This window comes from Rhodococcus sp. 05-2254-6 (assembly GCF_002258565.1).
Lineage (GTDB): Bacteria > Actinomycetota > Actinomycetes > Mycobacteriales > Mycobacteriaceae > Rhodococcoides.
The window spans coordinates 1-20,203 of the sequence record NZ_NOZF01000139.1 but is presented as its reverse complement, the minus strand read 5'-3'; the positions used below and the strand labels follow the sequence as shown (position 1 = coordinate 20,203).

Annotated in this window: 19 protein-coding genes; 9 read left to right on the top strand and 10 right to left on the bottom strand. The window is 65.4% G+C overall.

What is annotated here, in order from left to right:
- The first annotated feature begins 44 nt into the window (after positions 1 to 44).
- From dapA to CH256_RS17615, 6 genes are all read left to right on the top strand, one after another.
- On the top strand, positions 45 to 989 hold the full coding sequence (gene dapA / locus CH256_RS17640) for a 4-hydroxy-tetrahydrodipicolinate synthase (protein ID WP_094670158.1): 945 nt from the start codon (positions 45 to 47) through the stop codon (positions 987 to 989).
- 6 nt (positions 990 to 995) lie between these two features.
- Positions 996 to 3,380, top strand: coding sequence for an ATP-binding cassette domain-containing protein (locus CH256_RS17635; RefSeq protein WP_094670157.1), 2,385 nt, complete (start codon positions 996 to 998; stop codon positions 3,378 to 3,380).
- 33 nt (positions 3,381 to 3,413) lie between these two features.
- A complete protein-coding gene (locus CH256_RS17630) occupies positions 3,414 to 3,968 on the top strand; it encodes an isochorismatase family protein (RefSeq protein ID WP_094670156.1) in 555 nt (184 codons plus the stop codon).
- 19 nt (positions 3,969 to 3,987) lie between these two features.
- Positions 3,988 to 4,665 carry a GAP family protein gene (locus tag CH256_RS17625; RefSeq protein ID WP_094670155.1) on the top strand — a complete coding sequence of 226 codons (678 nt, stop codon included), beginning with the start codon at positions 3,988 to 3,990 and terminating at the stop codon, positions 4,663 to 4,665.
- Between the two features lie 23 nt (positions 4,666 to 4,688).
- Positions 4,689 to 5,489, top strand: a complete 801-nt coding sequence (locus CH256_RS17620; protein WP_094670154.1) for a HugZ family pyridoxamine 5'-phosphate oxidase — start codon at positions 4,689 to 4,691, stop codon at positions 5,487 to 5,489.
- 97 nt (positions 5,490 to 5,586) lie between these two features.
- Positions 5,587 to 6,990: an NAD(P)/FAD-dependent oxidoreductase gene (locus CH256_RS17615; protein ID WP_068047296.1), complete on the top strand. Its 1,404-nt coding sequence runs from the start codon at positions 5,587 to 5,589 to the stop codon at positions 6,988 to 6,990.
- Between the two features lie 86 nt (positions 6,991 to 7,076).
- Here the strand turns inward: CH256_RS17615 and CH256_RS17610 are convergent, their stop codons facing one another.
- The 9 genes from CH256_RS17610 to CH256_RS17570 form a co-directional block, all read right to left on the bottom strand.
- The gene (locus tag CH256_RS17610; protein WP_094641749.1) at positions 7,077 to 7,745 is read right to left on the bottom strand and encodes an urease accessory protein UreD; all 669 of its coding nucleotides are present in this window, start codon (positions 7,743 to 7,745) and stop codon (positions 7,077 to 7,079) included.
- A gap of 6 nt (positions 7,746 to 7,751) precedes the next feature.
- On the bottom strand, positions 7,752 to 8,456 hold the full coding sequence (ureG, locus tag CH256_RS17605; RefSeq protein ID WP_094670153.1) for an urease accessory protein UreG: 705 nt from the start codon (positions 8,454 to 8,456) through the stop codon (positions 7,752 to 7,754).
- A gap of 39 nt (positions 8,457 to 8,495) precedes the next feature.
- The gene (locus CH256_RS17600; protein ID WP_094670152.1) at positions 8,496 to 9,152 is read right to left on the bottom strand and encodes an urease accessory protein UreF; all 657 of its coding nucleotides are present in this window, start codon (positions 9,150 to 9,152) and stop codon (positions 8,496 to 8,498) included.
- Positions 9,152 to 10,873: an urease subunit alpha gene (locus CH256_RS17595; protein ID WP_037189264.1), complete on the bottom strand. Its 1,722-nt coding sequence runs from the start codon at positions 10,871 to 10,873 to the stop codon at positions 9,152 to 9,154. Before CH256_RS17595 ends, CH256_RS17600 begins: the two co-directional genes overlap by 1 nt.
- Positions 10,873 to 11,505, bottom strand: coding sequence for an urease subunit gamma (locus tag CH256_RS17590; protein ID WP_094670151.1), 633 nt, complete (start codon positions 11,503 to 11,505; stop codon positions 10,873 to 10,875). Before CH256_RS17590 ends, CH256_RS17595 begins: the two co-directional genes overlap by 1 nt.
- 85 nt (positions 11,506 to 11,590) lie before the next feature.
- Entirely contained in the window at positions 11,591 to 12,871 is a 1,281-nt protein-coding gene (locus CH256_RS17585; RefSeq protein ID WP_094670194.1) for a DUF6986 family protein, read from the bottom strand.
- Positions 12,872 to 12,876: 5 nt separating this feature from the next.
- Complete coding sequence (locus CH256_RS17580; protein WP_255183164.1) at positions 12,877 to 13,293, bottom strand: PaaI family thioesterase; 417 nt, start codon at positions 13,291 to 13,293, stop codon at positions 12,877 to 12,879.
- Positions 13,294 to 13,560: 267 nt separating this feature from the next.
- Complete coding sequence (locus CH256_RS28150) at positions 13,561 to 13,719, bottom strand: hypothetical protein (protein ID WP_179272134.1); 159 nt, start codon at positions 13,717 to 13,719, stop codon at positions 13,561 to 13,563.
- A complete protein-coding gene (locus CH256_RS17570) occupies positions 13,703 to 14,332 on the bottom strand; it encodes a hypothetical protein (RefSeq protein WP_373454838.1) in 630 nt (209 codons plus the stop codon). The genes CH256_RS28150 and CH256_RS17570 overlap by 17 nt, the downstream gene beginning before the upstream one ends.
- 181 nt (positions 14,333 to 14,513) lie before the next feature.
- Here CH256_RS17570 and CH256_RS17565 point away from each other — a divergent pair, with 181 nt between their 5' ends.
- The 3 genes from CH256_RS17565 to CH256_RS17555 all read left to right on the top strand — a co-directional run bounded on the left by CH256_RS17565 (position 14,514) and on the right by CH256_RS17555 (position 17,952).
- Positions 14,514 to 15,989 (top strand): FecCD family ABC transporter permease, encoded by a 1,476-nt coding sequence (locus CH256_RS17565; RefSeq protein WP_082898623.1) that lies wholly within the window; start codon positions 14,514 to 14,516, stop codon positions 15,987 to 15,989.
- A gap of 83 nt (positions 15,990 to 16,072) precedes the next feature.
- Complete coding sequence (locus CH256_RS17560; RefSeq protein WP_231893713.1) at positions 16,073 to 17,086, top strand: FecCD family ABC transporter permease; 1,014 nt, start codon at positions 16,073 to 16,075, stop codon at positions 17,084 to 17,086.
- On the top strand, positions 17,083 to 17,952 hold the full coding sequence (locus tag CH256_RS17555) for an ABC transporter ATP-binding protein (protein WP_094641737.1): 870 nt from the start codon (positions 17,083 to 17,085) through the stop codon (positions 17,950 to 17,952). The genes CH256_RS17560 and CH256_RS17555 overlap by 4 nt, the downstream gene beginning before the upstream one ends.
- 9 nt (positions 17,953 to 17,961) lie before the next feature.
- Here the strand turns inward: CH256_RS17555 and CH256_RS17550 are convergent.
- Positions 17,962 to 20,203: bifunctional lysylphosphatidylglycerol flippase/synthetase MprF (locus CH256_RS17550; protein WP_094670149.1), on the bottom strand; the 2,242-nt coding region annotated here is incomplete at its 5' end.

Genomic DNA, 20,203 nt, shown 5'->3' with positions numbered 1-20,203 from the left:
ATGCATCGCTGGACCTCAGGTATCGAGCGGTCCACACTCGGACCATGAACACCAATCGGTCGCTCGCCTCGACGATCTTCGGTACGAACCTCGTCGCCATGGCGACCCCGATGCACCCCGATGGTTCACTCGACCGAGCCGGCGTCGATGCCCTTCTCACGCACCTGTCGGCGAGACGATGCGATGGCGTGGTCATCGCCGGAACAACAGGCGAGGCACCGACCTTGACGGGCCACGAGACCTCGCAGCTGATCGCTTGCGCCTGCAGGCATCGCGATCACGCTCTTCGCGTGATCGCTGGAGTGGGCACCAACGACACCTCCACGGGGATGGAGATGGCTCGGTCCGCAGCAGCAGCCGGTGCCGACGCACTGCTGATCACCGCTCCCTACTATTCGCGCCCCACCCAGGCCGGCATCGCGGAACACATCGTCGCCATCGCCGAAGCAGGTGGGCTACCCGTCATGGTGTACGACGTCCCGGCGCGCACAGGTGTGGCGATCGAGGCGTCGACGCTCGTCGAGCTCTCTCACCACCCGCTCATCGGTGCTGTCAAGGATGCCAAGGGTGATCTGTACGAGGCAATGACCGTCATGTCCTCGACGGACCTCGCCTACTACTGCGGAATCGACGAACTCGCACTGCCCTACCTCGCCTCCGGTGCAACAGGTTTGGTCAGCGTCACCGGAAACGTCGTGGCAGACCGCTATGCCGAGCTGATCGCGGCGATCCGCGTCGGCGACCTGGACCGAGCGAACGCAGTACAGCGATCGCTCCTGCCGTTGACCGACGCCGTCATGCGCACGACGCAGGGGGCCATCATGGCCAAGGCCGCGCTCGCCAGGATCGGCGTCATCTCCGACGCGACCGTGCGACGCCCACTTCTCGCATCCTCGGCCGCCGACCTGAGCCGACTCGACGCGGCCCTGTCCGCCACCGGATTCGATCAGGAATCGAGAAGCGAGCAGGTTTCGGTACGACTAGCGTGACTGCTCATGGCGACGAAGAAGGTCTCGGAGGGCTCGGCACGGCATGCTGCCGACAGTCACGATTCGATTCGTGTTCAGGGGGCGCGGCAGAACAATCTCCAGGACATCGATGTGGAGCTGCCCAAGCGGCGACTGACCGTGTTCACCGGGGTCTCCGGCTCCGGAAAGAGCTCGCTGGTCTTCAGTACGATTGCGGCCGAATCGCAACGCATGATCAACGAGACCTACAGTGCCTTAGTACAAGGATTCATGCCCACGCTCGGCCGCCCGGATGTCGACGTCATGGACGGACTCACCACGGCCATCATCGTCGATCAACAGCGCATGGGCGCCAATCCTCACTCCACCGTCGGCACCGCAACCGATGCGAACGCCATGCTGCGGATTCTGTTCAGCCGAATCGGAAAGCCGTACATCGGCTCTGCACAGGCCTTTTCGTTCAATGTCGCGTCGGTGTCCGGCGCAGGCGCGTACAAGGTGGACAAGGGCGGCAGGCAGACCACAGAGAAGAAGTCCTTCACCGTGACCGGTGGCATGTGCCCACGCTGTGAGGGCAGAGGCTCCGTCAGCGACTTCGATCTCACCGCTCTCTACGACGCGAGCAAGTCGCTCAACGAGAGCGCCATCACGATCCCCGGCTACAGCATGGAGGGCTGGTACGGCCGAATATTCCGCGGCTGCGGGTATTTCGACCCGGACAAGCCCATCTCGAAGTACACCAAGAAGGAACTCGACGACCTGCTCTATCGCGAACCGACGAAGATCAAGGTCGACGGAATCAATCTGACCTACTCGGGGCTCGTGCCGCAGATTCAGAAGTCGTTCCTGTCCAAGGACGTCGACGCCATGCAGCCCCACATCCGCGCCTTCGTCGAACGCGCGATCACCTTCACCACCTGCCCGGACTGCCTCGGAACCAGGCTCAACGAAGGTGCTCGGTCGTCGAAGATCAAGGGCATCAACATCGCCGACGCATGTTCGATGCAGATCAGCGACCTGGCGAAGTGGGTGAGCGGCCTGAAGGAACCGTCGGTGGCACCACTGCTGACCACACTGGGCGAGACTCTCGACTCGTTCGTCGAGATCGGGCTCGGCTACCTGAGCCTGGATCGTCCGTCGGGAACGTTGTCCGGTGGAGAGGCTCAGCGCACCAAGATGATTCGCCACCTCGGATCCTCGTTGACCGACGTGACATACGTGTTCGACGAGCCGACCACCGGTCTGCATCCCCACGACATCGAGCGGATGAACAACCTGCTGCTTCAGTTGCGCGACAAGGGAAACACCGTACTCGTGGTCGAGCACAAGCCCGAGACGATCTCCATCGCAGACCACGTCGTCGATCTGGGTCCCGGTGCGGGAAGCGCGGGCGGGCACGTCTGTTTCGAGGGCACCGTCGACGGATTGCGGCAGAGCGACACCGTCACCGGTCGGCATTTCGACGATCGGGCATCACTGAAGGAATCGGTGCGCGAGTTCTCCGAAGTACTCGAAATCCGCGGCGCGGACTCCCACAATCTGCGCGACGTGGACGTCGACGTTCCACTCGGAGTACTGGTCGTCGTCACCGGCGTCGCAGGCTCGGGCAAGAGTTCGCTCGTTCACGGATCACTTTCCGGGACAGACGATGTGGTGTCGGTCGATCAGGGGGCGATCCGTGGCTCGCGGCGAAGCAACCCCGCGACGTACACCGGGTTGCTCGAACCGATCCGCAAGGCGTTCGCCAAGGAGAACGCCGTCAAACCCGCATTGTTCAGCTCGAACTCCGAAGGCGCGTGCCCGACGTGCAACGGCGCTGGCGTCCTCTACAGCGACCTCGCGATGATGGCCGGGGTGGCCACGGTGTGCGAGGAGTGCGAGGGCAAGCGATTCCAGGCATCGGTACTCGAGTACCACTACGGCGGGCGCAACATCGACGAGGTGTTGTCGATGTCGGTCGCCGAGGCCGAGGAGTTCTTCTCCGACGGGCCGGCAAAACTGCTCCCGGCACACAGGATTCTGCAACGATTGAACGACGTCGGACTGGGCTACCTGAAGATCGGCCAGCCGTTGACCACGCTGTCGGGTGGAGAACGCCAACGCCTCAAGCTGGCGACGCACATGGCCGACAAGGGCGGGATCTACGTGCTGGACGAGCCCACCACTGGATTGCACCTCGCCGATGTCGACAAGCTCCTCGGGCTGTTGGACCGGCTGGTCGATTCGGGCAAGTCCGTGATCGTCATCGAGCATCATCAGGCCGTCATGGCCCACGCCGATTGGATCATCGATCTCGGCCCCGGTGCCGGGCACGACGGCGGACTGGTCGTGTTCGAGGGCACGCCGTCCGACCTGGTGGCGGACGGTTCGACCCTGACGGGCAAGCACTTGGCCACGTATGTCGGGAGTTGACGTGCAACCGAACACGAAAACAAGGGAGATGCCGTGACCATCCTGCCCGACCGGACCGCAACCGCACTGGTGATCGTCGACGTGCAGAACGACGTGATGGTGGGCGTGCACGAGCGAGAACGCGTGGTCGAGAACATCGTCAGGCTGGTGACGCGCGCACGGCAGACGGGTACTCCGGTGATCTGGGTGCAGCATTCCTCGGAGAAGGAGCTGGCCATCGGAACGGAAGGTTGGGAACTCCTCGAGGAGTTGCCGATGGATCCGCGCGATCCGATCGTCCACAAGAAGCACGGCGATGCCTTCGAGGACACCGGTCTCGAAGCCGAGCTCGCCGCCTCCGGTGTAGGGCATGTTGTCATCGCCGGAGCGCACACGGATTTCTGCATCAGGTCCACGCTGCACGGTGCCCTCGTCCGCGGATACGACGTGACGCTGGTGAGCGACGCACACACTGCCGAGGATCTGACCGAGTGGGGCGCGCCGCCACCTGCGCAGGTCATCGCGCACACGAATATGTACTGGGGCAACCAGACCGCTCCCGGCCGGACCGCCGAGGCCGTCGTCACCGAGAAGGTCACCTTCGACTGACCGATATCCTGGACCCTCCATGGTGACCTTGCTGCTTGCGCTTGTCGGATTTGCACTACTCGATTCACTCGACGTGCTGCTGATCGGCGTGACCGCTGCCATCGCTGTGCATTCGAGAACCACCCGCCGGTCTCCTTTCCGAGCCGGGCTGGCGTTCGTCGGCGGAGTGTTCACGGCCACGACCACGTTCGGCATCCTCACCGTTCTCGGCATCGACTTCTTCACCGATCTGTTCGACATCACCAGCACTGCCACGCTCCGGTATCGCACGGAACTGGTTGTGGGGCTGGTGCTGATCGGTCTCGGTGCACTGCGCACCACCGAACGTCGCCCGCCGGCGTGGGCAGCCCGAGCCGGCTCGAGCATTCCCGTCGTTGCCCTGACCGGACTGACGATCGGTCTGGTGCAGGGCCCGACGGCAGTGCCGTATCTCGCCGGGTTGACGATGCTCTCGACCTACGATCCCCGTCCGCCGTGGTGGCCGGCCATCGTCGTCGTGTACTGCCTGATCGGGCTGCTACCGCCCATCCTCGTTCTGATACTGGCTTCGAGGAAGAGTCGCCGTTCCCGGCGGGCGTTCACCGCGACCGTGCGGGCTCTGACGCGGTACGGCCCGCCGACGGTCCGCGTCATCTTCGTCGTACTCGGTGTCGCACTCGTCGCCGACGCGCTCGTTCATGCCCGAGACCTCCTGTAGGTCGTCGCCGTAAGCTTCTGCGCATGGCACTCGATCATGGCGATCCCGGTGACGCCCCGTCCGTTCCCCCTCCCCTGGCCCCCGTCGTCGAGGACCGTCGGCCGTCCGCGGCCGAGGAAGCACGCACGATCGCTGCGTCCACCAACACCGCAACTCTTGCGAGCCTGACCGCGGACGGCGATCCCTGGGCTTCGTTCGTCACGTACGGATTGCTCGACGGCGCTCCGGTTCTGTGTGTCTCGCGAATGGCCGAACATGGACGCAATCTCACCGGCGATCAACGGATGAGCCTGTCGATCGTGGCACCGCAATCGCAGACCGATCCGCTGGCGTCGGGCCGAATCACGCTGGCAGGTGTGGTCGAGCGGCCGGAGGACGACGAGCTGGCCGCAGCACGCGCGGCGCACCTCGACGGCGTACCGGCGGCGAAGTACTACCTCGACTACAGCGACTTCACGCTCTGGGTCATGCGCGTGCATCGGGTCCGGTGGGTCGGCGGATACGGCCGGATGGATTCGGCAACTGCCGAAGCGTATTCCCAGGCCGCGCCCGATCCGGTGTCGCCGACCTCCGCGTACGCGGTCGAGCACTTGAACGCCGACCATTCGAGTTCGCTGACTGCGATGGCCCGCGAACTGGGCGGCTTTCCCGATGCGACGTCCGCGGAGTGCACGGCAGCGGACCGCTACGGACTGGATCTGAAGGTGCTCACGCCGCGCGGAATCGCGTACACCAGGGTCGGTTATGCAACTCCGATCGACTCGGCTGCCGAACTGCGAGCCGCGACCGTGGAACTGGCGAAGCGCGCAGCAGCCGGCCGATAGGTGTGCGCTGCCACCACAGACACGACGACCTTGTCGAGACGTCGCGATCGATGGCGACTACCGTTGACCTCACACCGCAATCGTTAGGGAGCAGGTAATGAGCATCCAACCGCTCGAATCGAAGCGTCACCGCGTCGTCGTCATCGGTTCCGGGTTCGGAGGTCTGTTCGGCGTCAAGGCGCTCAAGAAAGCCGACGTCGACATCACCCTCGTCGCCAAGACGACACACCACCTTTTCCAGCCTCTCCTCTATCAGGTCGCGACAGGCATTCTGTCCGTCGGCGAGATCGCTCCCACCACCCGCGTCATTCTGCGCAAGCAGAAGAACGCCGAGGTGCTGCTCGGAGACGTGCTGAACATCGATCTCGAGGCCAAGACGGTCACGTCCAAGCTCCTCGAACGCATCACCGTCACTCCGTTCGACAGCCTGATCGTCGCTGCAGGCGCACAGCAGTCCTACTTCGGCAACGACCACTTCGCCGAGTTCGCGCCCGGCATGAAGACCATCGACGATGCACTCGAACTGCGCGGACGCATCCTCGGTGCATTCGAGCAGGCCGAACTCTCCGACGATCAGGAGGAGAAGGACCGCCTAATGACCTTCGTGGTCGTCGGCGCGGGTCCCACCGGCGTCGAGCTCGCCGGGCAGATCGCCGAGCTCGCCGATCGCACCCTCGACGGAGCATTCCGCAACATCGATCCGCGTGACGCCCGCGTCATCCTGCTCGACGCCGCTCCGGCCGTGCTGCCGCCGATGGGTGAGAAGCTCGGCCGCAAGGCTGCCGAGCGGCTCGAGAAGCTCGGCGTGGAAATCCAGCTCAACGCGATGGTCACCGACGTCGACAACGACGGCCTGACAGTCAAGGAGAAGGACGGCACGACGCGTCGCATCGAGGCGCAGTGCAAGGTCTGGTCCGCAGGCGTGCAGGGCAGCCCACTCGGCAAGCAGCTCGCCGACCAGTCCGGATCCGAGACCGATCGCGCCGGACGCGTGCTGGTCGAACCGGACCTCACCGTCAAGGGTCACCCGAACGTGTTCGTGGTCGGCGACCTGATGTCGGTCAAGGACGTTCCGGGCATGGCGCAGGGTGCCATTCAGGGAGCGACCTACGCTGCCAAGCTGATCAAGGCGTCGGTCAAGGGCCAGGACGATCCCGCCCAGCGGGCCCCGTTCAAGTACTTCGACAAGGGTTCGATGGCGACGGTGTCGCGATTCAACGCCGTCGCCAAGGTCGGCAAGCTCGAGTTCGGTGGATTCATCGCCTGGCTCATGTGGCTCGCTCTGCACCTGTACTACCTCGTGGGCTACCGCAGCCGCATCACGACCGTCATCTCGTGGTTCGTGACGTTCCTCGGCAAGGGGCGCGCGCAGATGGCGTCGACCGAACAGCAGGTGTTCGCGCGATTGGCCATCGAGCAACTCAACTCCCTCGAACGTGCGGGTGCCGTCAACACGGACGCAGCCGATCAGGAGCAGGAACGCGAGAAGGCCGCAGGCTGATCAGCAGCTGACCCGCCGCTGCGACTACGACGCACGGGCCGACGACATACCGTCGGCCCGTGCGTCGTTCGTTTGTCGGGGCTGTCTCAGCCGAGCGAATCGATGGGCTGTAGACGACGCCCCACCGACGTACTCAGCGAACCGCCTCCGGCCAGCGCCAGCCGGACGGAACCGTCGGCCAGATCGACCTCGGACGCCCGGGTATCGGGATACCTCAGCGTGCTGGACATCGACAGCGGTGCCGACAATGCGTCGTGCGCAACAGATCCCGCGCCCAGTTCCACTCGATGGCGCAGCAGCGGGCTGCCTCCGACGTCGCATCGCATCGCACTGCTCCACTGTCCCGACGCTTCCTCGAAACGGCCGATCTGCGTCCGCTCTCGCAACCACAACGTCGAATCCTGTTCCAGCACAACGGTGTTGATCACCGAGTGCGAGGCGTCGGAGACGACGACCATCGGTTCCGGGTCGAAGACCAGCGACGCACCTGCACCGACCTCGAAATGCCACTTCGCCGACGAGTGACGGTGCAGCCCACCGGGCATCGCCAACGACGCCGCGACACTGCGCACCTCCAGGTGCGCGCCGGCCGCCACCGAAATTCTGACCACGATGGTGTCACCGCCGAGAGGCGTTGCCGCCGTTCCGATCAGGTGAACTGTGTCCAGTCCCGTCTGTCGGCCGGCGAGTCCACCCACCGAGGTGATGCGTGGGCTCCGGCTGCGGCTCGCCTCGATGCAGAGCTCTGTGTGCATCGACGCTCAGTGTGTGTGGGCGTGCGCGTCGGTGTCGGCGATCACCTTCAGCTGCTCCCGCACCCACTCGAGCACCATGGTCGCGGCCGGATCGTCGGTGAGGGAGATCAGCGCAGTCGGGCGCCCCTCGCGTACCTGAGCCGCGTCCCGTTCCATGACACCGAGATCGGCTCCGACGTACGGAGCGAGATCGGTCTTGTTCACGACCAGCAGGTCGGAGAACGTCACACCGGGACCGCCCTTACGCGGCACCTTGTCTCCCCCGGCAACGTCGACGACGAATATCTGTACGTCGATCAGACCTGACGAGAACGTCGCCGTCAGATTGTCGCCACCGGATTCCACGAGAATCAGATCCAGGGGTGGGTTGTTCTCGATCAGATCGTCGATGGCGTCGAGATTGGCCGTGATGTCGTCTCGGATCGCGGTGTGTGGGCAGCCACCGGTCTGCACCGCCGTGATGCGCTCGTCGGGCAACACGGCGTGCCGACGCAGGAAGTCCGCATCCTCGGTGGTGTAGATGTCGTTGGTGAGCACGGCGAGCGAAAGTTCGTCGCGCAGTTCGCGGCACAGTGCCGCCACCAACGCCGTCTTCCCGGAACCGACCGGTCCACCGATGCCGACGCGCAGCGCGTCACCTGCCACCCGTGCGCGCTTGGGCCGATCCAAACCGTGGTCGTGGGGCTCACCGTCGATCAGGTGCGGGGGCATGTCGAACTCCTTGTCGCTAGAGAAAAAATGGATCCGTACTCAGGATACGAACAACGGCCGATCGCGGACGGCGTGGGCTTCGGCGAACATGTCCAGCAACGGATCCGACAACTCCATCAGCTCCGGTAGGCACTCGCACACCGCCGCGGTCACGTCGTCGCAGAAGTCGCCCAACCGAATGGTGCACGCCGCGACCTCGGCAGGATCGAGCGCGAGCAGGCGCTGCGCGGCAATCGCCGACCCGGTCATGGTGATGTACACCTGGACGGCGGCCGTGTCGGCAACCGACAGGCCCGCCGCGAGTCCGACGTGTCCGGCGGCAACGGCCAGATGCGGCTTGCGGCCGATGGCCGCCCAATCATGATGCGGCCAGGCAGACTTGGCCAACCGAATCAATCCGCGACCCTGAGCACGGGAGGCGGACCTGGCAGCCGGGGACGGGGTTCGGGCGTCGGACTCGGCATCGGCCTCGTCCGTGCTCGACGACCCGTACACCAGCGATGCGGCAATGGACGCCGTCGTGGCCCCGGAGGTTCGGATACGGCGTCGCAGAAACGCTTCGAGTGTCGTGATGTCTCGAACGAAGCCCGAGGCGATGGCTTCTTCCACTCCACCGGAGTGCACGTGGCCACCGGTGGGCAGGCGTGAATCTGCAAGCGAGAGCAGCGTCGTCACCTGTAGTCGGGCATCGGGCATCAGAAGAGGAAGTATCGCTGCGCCATCGGCAGTTCGGTTGCCGGCTGCTCCGTCCACACGTCACCGTCGATACGAACGGTGAACGTGTCGGGATCCACCCGAATATCGGGCAGCGCGTCGTTGAGTGCCATATCCGACTTCCTGACACCGCGCACGTTCTTGACGGGAACCAACCGACGATCACAGTTCAGACGTCCGGCAAGTCCGTCCTCGATCGCCTGCGGAGCAACGAAATGCAGCGACGTCGCAGCAGCAGCCTTCGGCGATGCCCCGAACATCGGACGCGGTAGTTCGGGTTGCGGGGTCGGGATGGACGCGTTGGCATCGCCCATGGCAGCCCAGGCGATCATCCCGCCCTTGATGACCATGTGGGGACGGACCCCGAAGAACGCCGGGTCCCACAGCACCAGGTCGGCGAGTTTGCCCGGCTCGATCGAACCGATCTCGTCGTCGAGGCCGTGTGCGACGGCCGGGCAGATGGTGTACTTCGCGACGTAGCGCATCACTCGGTTGTTGTCGGCTCCGTTGTCACCGGCCAGAAAGCCGCGACGAGACTTCATCACGTGGGCCGTCTGCCAGGTGCGCAGAACCACCTCACCTATACGGCCCATCGCCTGAGCGTCGCTGCCGATCATCGAGATCGCACCCATGTCGTGCAGCAGATCCTCGGCCGCGATGGTCGACGGCCGAATTCGACTCTCGGCGAAGGCCAGATCCTCCGGAATCGATGGACTGAGGTGGTGGCACACCATCAGCATGTCGAGATGTTCGTCCAAAGTGTTGACGGTGTGCGGACGCGTCGGGTTGGTCGAGCTGGGGAGGACGTGTGGCTGCGCCGCCACGGTGATGATGTCGGGTGCGTGCCCGCCGCCCGCCCCCTCGGTGTGATAGGCGTGGATTCCGCGTCCCTTGATCGCACCGAGGGTGGTCTCGACGAATCCGGCCTCGTTGAGGGTGTCCGAGTGCAGTGCCGCCTGAACGCCGGCGTCCTCGCACACTCGCAGGCACGCGTCGATGGCGGCCGGGGTGGATCCCCAGTCCTCGTGCAGTTTGAATCCCGATGCGCCGGCGCGCAATTGCTCCCACATCGAGTCGGGATTGACAGTGTTGCCCTTGCCGAGGAGCACGATGTTCATCGGCCAGTCGTCCAGCGACTCGAGCATCCGGGACAGGTGCCAGGCGCCCGGGGTGACGGTGGTGGCCTTGCTGCCTTCGGCAGGGCCGGTACCGCCGGCGATGACGGTGGTGATGCCGCCGCCGAGAGCCTCCTCCTTGATCTGCGGGCAGATCAAGTGGACGTGACAGTCGATGCCGCCTGCCGTGACGATCTTCCCGTTGCCAGCGATGATCTCGGTGGACGGGCCGATGACGAGATCGGGATGCACCCCGGTCATCGTGTCGGGATTGCCTGCCTTGCCCAGTGCCACGATGCGTCCGTCGCGAATACCGAGATCGGCCTTGATGATTCCCCAGTAGTCGACGACGACGACCCCGGTGATCACGGTGTCGGGAGCACCGTCGGCGCGGGTTGCCCTGGACTGACCCATCGATTCCCGGATGACCTTGCCGCCGCCGAAGACGGCCTCCTCACCGGCGTTGCCGGGTCCACCACTGCGGTCCTCGGTGACCTCGATCAGAAGATCGGTGTCTGCCAAGCGGATTCGATCACCCGTGGTGGGGCCGAACAACTGGGCGTATCGACTGCGACTCATGCGCGCCATCAGCTGTCCAACTTTCCGGGAGGTGTCATGCTCAATCCGTGTACCTCGCGCGTGCCGCCGAGGGGCACGAGCCGAATCGTCTGTTCTATGCCGGGCTCGAAACGCACCGCCGTGCCCGCAGGGATGTCGAGGCGGCAGCCGTGCGCCCGTTCGCGGTCGAACTGCAGAGCTGCGTTCGACTGCGGGAAATGCACATGGCTGCCCACCTGTACCGGTCGATCTCCCGCGTTGACGACGGCCATGGAGATCACCTCGGCGCCGTCGTTGATCTCGATGTCGCCTGCGACGGTGATGATCTCGCCAGGAATCAGGTGACCGTCACCCCGCTTCGGAGAGATCGGCTCGTGCACCGTGATCAGTTTCGTGCCGTCCGGGAAGGTCGCTTCGACCATCACCTCGGGGAGCAACTCGGGCACACCGTCGATGACGTCGTCGGCCCCCAGAATCTCGCGACCCGAGGACATCAGGTCTGCGACCGACCGGCCGTCGCGGGCACCTTCGAGCAGGTGATCGGTGATGACCGCGATCGCCTCGGGGTGATTGAGTTTGAGGCCGCGTGCCTGACGACGCCGAGCGAGCTCGGCCGCGTAGCTGACGAGCAGTCGGTCCTGCTCGTGCGGAGACAACCGCATTGGAGTTCTCCGTCCCGATCGGTGATGGTGCCCGGCAATTCTGACACGCTTACGACCCGCCGGCAGCGGAGCGCGCCGACGCATCTCATCCGAGCAGCACGGTCACCGATCGATCGAGCAGTCCCCGCAGCACGTTTCGGTCGATGCCGGCAGCCACGTTCTGCAGCTCGGCGATGCCGAACGCGCCCGAATCCAGGCCACGCACCAGAACGCCTGCCAACGCCTGCGCTGTCGCCGGCTCGTCCATCACCTCACCACCCTGGCGGTCGAGGTAGCTGCCCAGCCGAGCAGCAGCGACCGGCATGGCCTGACGGAAGAAGCCGAATGTCGCCGACCACCGCGTCACCAGGTGGCCGGGATGCATGTCCCAGCCCTGATAAAAACCACGCTCGAGGGATCTGGTCACCAGCTCGAAATGTCGACGCGCCGATGCTGCCACCTGCGCGGAATCGCCCGTCGGCACCACCTGAGTCGAACCGTCGCACACCCATACCCCGGTTTGCGCCGCCGCCGCCAGCATGACGTTCTTCGCATGGTCCGCCACCGGATGGGCCAGTGACTGCTGCGCAGAGGTGATTCCGCAGGCGGCGCTGTAGTCGTAGGTCCCGTAGTGCAGGGCGGTACAGCGGCCGTCCGCCCTGGTGATCGCCTTCGCGAGGGTTGCCGTTCCGTCGGCCCCGATCACCGCCTGTGGGCTCTCGATCTGCAGCTCGAATCGAAGGGCGCGCTCGGGCAGGCCGTGCGCACGCTCGAGTTCCTCGCACAGGGCGACCACGGCGGCTACCTGCGAGGCGGCACGGAGCTTGGGTACGGTGAACACGAAGCCGTCGGGCACTCCCCCGGCGCCGTCCAGGACCAGCTCGAGGGTCCGAATCCCACGCCGACGCTCATGTGCGGCAAGCCCTTTGGCACGGATCCCGAGCCACGTCGGACCGGCCGGATCTTCGGCCAAAGTGGACAGAGCTGCCCCGACTGCGGTCGCGTGGCGGTCCTCGACGGCGTCGGATCGCCATCCGTAACCGTCCTCGAAATCGAATCTGAGGTCCTGGATGGGCGCACTTCCGAGTCGGTCGCGTACGAGAGGTAAGGCGTTCTGGGTGTCGAGTCCGGCGAACGCCTCGGGGTGGGCGTCCAGGATTGCCAGAGCGGCAGCACCCCATTCGGCGGGCACAGCCGCCGACGCATCCGAGGCCGATACGTAGACGGTGTGAGAGGGCTGGCCACCGACTCGGTCACCCGGATAATGCTGCGCGAGTTCGTCGTCGATGGGACCGAACAGTGATTCGAGGCGATCGAAGGCGTCGGCAGTCAGTGAAGTTGCGCCCGGCCGGATGGAAGAGTCGGCGCTGTCGCTGTGTCCCGTCATGGGCATCACTGTCCCAGATGCGCCGTGTTTTCGATATTCGCCAGCCGGACCTTGCCTTGAGCAACCAGGCGTCCACTCTCGTCCGTCATGTCGACCTGCCAGAGCTGCTGGGTGCGGCCCCGATGAATCGGATGTCCGTGCGCGGCCAGGGTTCCCGATCGAGTCGCGCGCAGGAAGTCGGTGTTGTTGTTGGTTCCGACCACGTGCCCCCGGGAGCCGAACCAGGCCGATCCGCCGATACTCGCCACCGACTCGACCACCGAGCACAAAACCCCACCGTGCATGATTCCGGCCGGCTGATGGAGCTGCGGAGTGACGGTCCATTCCGCGCGCACCTCATCGCCGGACACCTCGAGGTACCGCAGGCCCACGACCCCGTCGAATCCCCGTGCACACAATTCGGTGAGCTGTTCCGGCGTCATGGTGTCGAAGGAGGTCGCCCCCGTGGTGCCGTTCGAGTCCGTCATTGCTGTGCCTTCCGGTTGCGTCGAGAGGGTGGCCGACTCGGCAGTCGGCTCCCGTTCAGAGATACACGACGATGGACCCACAAAAATCGGTGGGCCTCTCGTTCGCGAAGAACGAGAGGCCCACCGTGGCAAGGACCGGGAGTCACTGCAGCCCTCAGGACTCCGGCGCGGTCCGTTGGTACGAAGTCAGCATAGGCAAACCTTAGTTACGACGCAAGGCCTTCACGATGCCCGCAGTCTCGCGCGGCCAGGAACGCCGACGCGTGACCGCACGGGTGCCCCGGCCGCGACCATGGCGTCGAGCAGATGTACCGACGATCGCTCGAGGATCTCGATGTTCCCGAAGCTGCGGCAGTGCAGGTCGCTACGGCTCTGATCCATGCCGTCGTCGGGCGCGTGGCCGCGCTGCTGGTGTTGGAGGCGCGAGCCTGGGATCCGGGCATCGACAATCTGTGGATCCACATGGACAGTGACGGCGGGATCGATGGGCAGTCCAGACCAACAGAGCCTGCTCGCACGGAAGTGTGACCGTGCCGGGCTCACCCGCGGCGGGATCCTCGGCTAGCACGCGCAGGATCGGCGATGTCACTCCTGCCCAATCGATCCCGCCGTCACTGTCCATGTGGATCCACAGATTGTCGATGCCCGGATCCCAGGCTCGCGCCTCCAACACCAGCAGCGCGGCCACGCGCCCGACGACGGCATGGATCAGAGCCGTAGCGACCTGCACTGCCGCAGCTTCGGGAACATCGAGATCCTCGAGCGATCGTCGGTACATCTGCTCGACGCGACCGTCGTCGAGACCCACCGCCAACTGCCACCAACGGCGCTTGCCCTCGTTCGCCATCGCTGCCACCGCGTACATCCGCGGGTAATCGGGGTTGAGTGCACGCAGGGTCGCACACGAGTCGGCCAACAGCGCCGCCCCGCCGGATCGACTCGAGAATCGATGCACATCGGCCCAACCCGTATACGACGCTGCTGCAACTGACACCTGATCGCTCCTCACTTTCCCGGCGGGTGCACGCGTCACACCCCTACCCACTCAAAGTAGGTTAGCCTAACCAGATCATAAAGCGGTCAGGCACCGCTACCCTTACCTCACCTCACGCGCCGAGGAAGGGTTCCGTAACCTAAACCGTGTCCCTTCGAAACAGCGAGGAGTCACGAGCACTGTGACAACAGCTCCGCTACTCGGCCCCCACGGCGCACGCCGGTCTTCCGACGAGCCGTACGGGACCGAGGACGTGCCCACCGGGCCGCCGCCGCGTAGCTCTCGCCTCGCTGCAGCCGCGATCGACGCACTGATCGTGCTGATCCCCCTGTTCGTCGGCTGGTCGATCGTCGACGCGCTTCGTGACGACAACGGTGGCGGCCAGGCGGACCGATTCGTGTTCGGCACCATCGCGGTGTGCGTCGCGGCGGCTCTGTTCGTCTGGAACCGCGGATACCGCGACGGCAACGAAGGCCAGAGCACCGGCAAGCGCTGGCTGGGGCTCACGCTGCGAGACACCTCGACCCACGGCCCCATCGGCGCACGCCGGGCTCTGCGTCGTCAGTTCGGGATCGACACGTCGTCGTCGGAAGTGGTCCGCGACAAGACCGCGGCAGCAGAAGGATTCGAGCCCGTTCCCAAGGACGGCTCGGTCGCCGCGATCCGAAGGCGCAGGTTGCTCGGCCTGGCAGTCCTGGTCGTCGCGCTCGTGGCGGGCATCCTCGCCAGCATCGCCATCGGCGCGCGGCCACTGACGTTCGCCGAAATCGCCCATGCGCTGCTGAATTCGACGGGCACCGACACCGACATCATCGTGCGCACGTTGCGGATCCCACGCACGGTGCTCGCACTGGTCGTCGGCATCGCACTCGGCATCGCAGGCGCTCTCATCCAGGGGCACACCCGTAACCCGTTGGCAGACGCCAGCCTGCTCGGCCTCAATTCCGGGGCGGCGTTCTTCGTCGTCATGGCCATCTATCTGTTTCGGTTCACCTCGCCGAGTCAGTACCTGTGGTTCGCGTTCGCCGGTTCGGCGGTGGCGAGCATCGTCGTCTTCGGACTGTCGTCGATCGGGTCGGGCAGATCGAGCCCGGTCAATCTCGCCCTGGCCGGAGCCGGCGTCGCATTCTTTCTCTCGGCGATGACCAACGCCGTCGTGTTGCTCGATCAGACCAGCTTGGACGGCTACCGCTTCTGGGTGGTCGGATCCGTTGCCGGACGCGGCCTCGACGTACTGTGGCAGGTCCTGCCGTTCCTGGTGATCGGCGTCCTCATCGCACTGGCGAGCACCCCCGGCCTGAACGTCATGAGCCTCGGCGAGGACGTCGCACGATCGCTCGGGACCAACATCGCGATCACCCGAACCGTCGGCATCCTCGCCATCACGCTGCTCACCGGTGCAGCGACCGCAGCATGCGGGCCCATCGCGTTCGTCGGCCTCGTCGTCCCGCACATCGCCCGCGCGGTGACCGGACCCGACTACCGCTGGCTCGTCCCGTACGCAGGCCTCATGGGCGGAGTGATGCTCATGATCGCCGACGTCATCGGCCGGGTCGTGGTGCGCCCGGGCGAGCTTCAGGTGGGCATCGTTCTGGCACTCATCGGAGCGCCGTTCTTCATCGCTCTCGTCCGACGCCGGAAGTTGGTCGGCCTGTGACCGCCGACCTGCAGTCCCCCACACCGACGCCCGGCGAAGGCGGCGTTCGCACCCGGCCTGCGTTCCGCCTCGGTCCGATCTCGATGGTTCGACGGCCACTGATGGTCCTGACGACCGTCCTACTGGCTGCGGCGCTGGTGCTGGTCATGTGCGTGAACATCGGCCGAGGCGACTTCCCGCTGTCGATCGTGCAGGTCCTCGACGTTCTGCTCGGCGGCGGTTCGAGGATCGAACGATTCATCGTGATGGACCTGCGGCTGCCCCGATCACTGACCGGGCTCCTGGTCGGGGCCGCTCTCGGTATATCCGGCGCGATCACGCAGTCGATCTCCCGCAACGCCCTCGCCAGCCCCGACATCCTGGGCATCACGGCCGGTTCCAGTGCCGCGGCCGTCGCGTTGATCGTGCTCGGCGGTGGCAGCAGCTTCAGCGGGCTGCTCGCCACCCTCGGTCTTCCTCTGGCGGCATTGATCGGCGGGCTGCTCACCGCCATCGCGATCTACACCCTCGCCTGGCGCAAGGGCGTCGACGGATTCCGCCTCATTCTGGTCGGCATCGCCGTCAACGCCATGCTCACCGCGGTGATCGGCTGGCTGCTGATCAGCGCCGACATCAACGACGTCTCCCGTGCTCAGGTCTGGCTCAACGGGTCACTCAACGGAGCGGACTGGTCCGCGGTCTGGCCGGTGGCCATCGCGGTCGTCCTCGTCGGCGGCGGCACCGTCGTCGCGACGTTCACGCTGGGTGCCCTGAGACTCGGCGACGACAACGCACGATCGCTCGGGGTTCGTCTGCAACACAGTCAGGCCATGATGCTGCTCGCGGCCGTCGCACTCGCCGCGATCGCCACCGCCGCCGCGGGACCCATCGGATTCGTGGCGCTCGCCGCTCCCCAAATAGCGCTGAGGGTGCTGCGAACGCCCGGCCCGCCGATCATCGCGTCGGCACTTCTCGGGGGACTGCTGGTCGTGGCAAGCGATCTGATCGCGCGCACGATTCTGCCGGTGGAACTCCCGGTCGGCATCGTCACCTCGGCCCTCGGTGGACCGTTCCTGCTCTACCTACTCGTTCGCAGTAACCGAAAGGCCTCCGTATGACCACCAGCCACACCTCGCGTCTGATCGCGAACGATCTGAGCCTCGGGTACGGCGACCGCACCATCGTCGAACACCTCGATCTCGAGATTCACACCGGTGTCATCACCACGGTCATCGGACCCAACGGCTGCGGAAAGTCGACGCTGTTGCGTTCGCTCGGCCGTCTGCTCAAGCCCAAGGCCGGCAGCGTGATGCTCGACGGTCGGGCGATCTCGTCGATGAAGACCAAAGAGGTGGCCCGCACCCTCGGAATGCTGCCTCAGGCGCCCACTGCTCCCGAAGGACTGACCGTCGCAGATCTCGTGTCACGCGGTCGTCACCCCCACCAATCGTGGATCCGGCAGTGGAGCTCGGACGACGAGGCAGAGGTGGCGAACGCACTCGAACTGACCGGAATCAGCGACCTCGCCGACAGACCCGTCGACGAATTGTCCGGTGGCCAAAGACAACGCGCCTGGATCTCGATGGCACTGGCCCAGGGCACCGACATCCTGCTGCTCGACGAGCCGACCACCTATCTCGATCTGGCGCACTCCATCGAGGTCCTGGATCTCGTCGACCGCCTGCACGACGAACTCGGCCGCACCATCGTCATGGTCCTGCACGATCTGAACCTGGCAATCAGGTACAGCGACCGGTTGATCGTGATGAAGCAGGGCCGGATCGTCACCTCGGGCAGGCCACAGGACGTCATCTCCGAGCAGCTGCTGCTCGACGTGTTCGGCCTCGAAGCCGCCGTGATAGACGACCCGATGTCCGATCGTCCGCTCATCGTTCCGATCGGCACCCGCCACGTGTACGGGTCGGTCGGTGGACCCGTCCGGGCCGAGAGTCGCGCCGCCGCAGGGGCTTCCACCGAGCGGTAGCGCGGGCTCTCACCGCTCGATCATCGTGCGTACCAGCTTGACACCCTGACCGATCGACACGTCGGGCAGATACGCCCGGCCGATCGCATTTCCGATGCTGGGCAAAGCGGCCGGATCCGCGAAGGTCATGTGCATCGGTTCGTAGCGAGGCTGGAACTTCGACTTGAACGCCAGTAGGGAACGGAATCCGTAGACGGGTTCGAGGGTGCGTCCGAGGACGTCGAGCAACCGCTCGAGCAGCCCCGACAGCGTGGACTGCTCGGCGCTGGAGACGTGTTCGGGTTGCTTCTCGTCGACCTTGGCCAGGGGTGCGCCCGAGAGGCTGAGGAATCGGGCGCCTTCCTGTTCGAGCAGCAGGGCCGCCGATGCGATGAGGAATTCCATCGTGGGCCGGAAGCCCTCGGATCTGCGTCTCATGAAGTCGAGCGTCCATCCGACGATGACGCCGTCCTCGTACACCGGCATCCACGAGGTCACGCCGTGCACGGTCCGGTTCTCGTCGACGGCGATCAGGCACCGCACGTTCTCGTCGTCGACCTCCTCGAGACCGCCGAGAGTGAAGCCCATCTCGGGCATACCCTTGTCCGCGACCCATTCCTCCGAGATCGCAGTGATCTGGTCCGTGATCGCCAGCGGGGCAGAAGGAAAGCGGATCCACTCGGCGACGACGCCGGCTTTCTTCGCTCTGTTCAGCGCAGTCCGCACGTCCTGGAATCGCTTGCCGGTGAACGCAATGCCGTCGAGGTCCAGAACCGTTTCCTCACCGACCTGGATTCCTCCCCAACCGAGAGAGTCGGTGATGCGGCGGACGTCGGGGGTGACGGAGTAGAAGCACGGGATCCACCCGTTCTCGGACGCGAACTCGGCGAACTCGACGACGTTGTCCCGCAGGGACTCCCGCGGACCGACGGGATCCCCGGTGGTCAGTGCGACGCCGGAGATGACGCGGTAGGCGACGTAGCTGCGACCGTCGGAACCGAACCAGTACTTGTTGCCGCGCCACGTCGTCATCCACGACAGAGCGGACCCGCTGCTCGACATCAGCAAAGCGCGCGCACGTTCGGCGGCGTCGGTCTCGGTGCCGTACACCGGGGTGAGGAAGGTACTCGCAGCGAGCACGCAGACCACCACCCAGAACACCACGCCGGTCCACTCGAAGAGCAGGGTCGTCGGCGTGCTCTGCGGGAGCAGGGCAGGTTCGAGCCATTGCAGGTAGACCGGGGGAACCAGTCGTTGCGGGAAGTCCACCAGCAATCCGCCGAAGGACGGTGAATCGGCGAAGCCGTCGCGGGCCAGATATCCACCGATCGAGTAGATCAGGGCGAGTCCGACCGCCACTCCGACCACCGAGGCCGCCCATCGACGGTAGGTACCCGAAGGTGCCGAGACGTCGAAGAACTTGCGCGTGACGATCAGGACCAGCAACACGATCAGTGGCAGCAGGAACGGCACCGCAGTGCGGTACGCCGTCGGCGATTCCAATCCGTAGAACAGGGACTGGTCGTCACCGGACTCGAGGAACCGGATTGCGAAGTTGGCCACCGACAGTGCGAGCAGAATTCCCTGCGAGACCACCGCCATCGCCCACGCGAAACGCCTGCCTCGACGCAGGCCGTCACTGACCACGAGCAGGAACAGGGACGGCATGATGCTCAGGATCGTCGGACCGACTCCCCCGAGTCTGAGATCGAGCAGACCACGACGGCATTCGACCGGGTCGGTGGTCGCGTCGGCGCAGATTTCGCGCACCTCCGCCGCCGTGTACGGAACCCCCCGCACCACATCACGAAGTACCGCGAACGGCCCGACAGCGTTGGGGCTCAGGGCCGCCAGTACCGGACCGAGGGCGCTCGCAGCGACAATCAATGCAACCAGCACCCGTCCTTCGCGTCGGGTACCCGCCAGTCGAGGGCCACGCGCCGATCGGCCGACGATCCATGGGCCCACGATCAAGCCGATCACCGCCGCGGCGAGCCGAACGACGTCCTGCAGGTGTCCACCGAACAATGCCAACGTCACCAGCAAGGCCAGCACGCCGACGCGGATTCGCCTGCGCCACAACGTATCCATTCGCGAGGTCGCGACCAGGACCACACCGAAGATCCAAGTCGTCGGGCCCACAGCGGTTCCGACGTGCAACCGGAATCCCCAGTCCGCGTCGAAGGTCTTGGCCAGAACCGCGAGACCGAGGCCGAACAACGAACCGGCCACCTGCGTCACGAACGCCGCGACGGCGAAGCGACGGGATCCG

Bases quoted from the DNA above. Each gene is read 5' to 3' on its own strand.
- dapA (WP_094670158.1), top strand. From the start codon at position 45: ATGAACACCAATCGGTCGCTCGCCTCGACGATCTTCGGTACGAACCTC.
- CH256_RS17635 (WP_094670157.1), top strand. From the start codon at position 996: ATGGCGACGAAGAAGGTCTCGGAGGGCTCGGCACGGCATGCTGCCGAC.
- CH256_RS17625 (WP_094670155.1), top strand. From the start codon at position 3,988: ATGGTGACCTTGCTGCTTGCGCTTGTCGGATTTGCACTACTCGATTCA.
- CH256_RS17620 (WP_094670154.1), top strand. From the start codon at position 4,689: ATGGCACTCGATCATGGCGATCCCGGTGACGCCCCGTCCGTTCCCCCT.
- CH256_RS17615 (WP_068047296.1), top strand. From the start codon at position 5,587: ATGAGCATCCAACCGCTCGAATCGAAGCGTCACCGCGTCGTCGTCATC.
- CH256_RS17610 (WP_094641749.1), bottom strand. From the start codon at position 7,745: ATGCACACAGAGCTCTGCATCGAGGCGAGCCGCAGCCGGAGCCCACGC.
- ureG (WP_094670153.1), bottom strand. From the start codon at position 8,456: ATGCCCCCGCACCTGATCGACGGTGAGCCCCACGACCACGGTTTGGAT.
- CH256_RS17600 (WP_094670152.1), bottom strand. From the start codon at position 9,152: ATGCCCGATGCCCGACTACAGGTGACGACGCTGCTCTCGCTTGCAGAT.
- CH256_RS17595 (WP_037189264.1), bottom strand. From the start codon at position 10,873: ATGGCGCGCATGAGTCGCAGTCGATACGCCCAGTTGTTCGGCCCCACC.
- CH256_RS17590 (WP_094670151.1), bottom strand. From the start codon at position 11,505: ATGCGGTTGTCTCCGCACGAGCAGGACCGACTGCTCGTCAGCTACGCG.
- CH256_RS17585 (WP_094670194.1), bottom strand. From the start codon at position 12,871: ATGACGGGACACAGCGACAGCGCCGACTCTTCCATCCGGCCGGGCGCA.
- CH256_RS17580 (WP_255183164.1), bottom strand. From the start codon at position 13,293: ATGACGCCGGAACAGCTCACCGAATTGTGTGCACGGGGATTCGACGGG.
- CH256_RS28150 (WP_179272134.1), bottom strand. From the start codon at position 13,719: ATGGATCAGAGCCGTAGCGACCTGCACTGCCGCAGCTTCGGGAACATC.
- CH256_RS17560 (WP_231893713.1), top strand. From the start codon at position 16,073: ATGGTTCGACGGCCACTGATGGTCCTGACGACCGTCCTACTGGCTGCG.
- CH256_RS17555 (WP_094641737.1), top strand. From the start codon at position 17,083: ATGACCACCAGCCACACCTCGCGTCTGATCGCGAACGATCTGAGCCTC.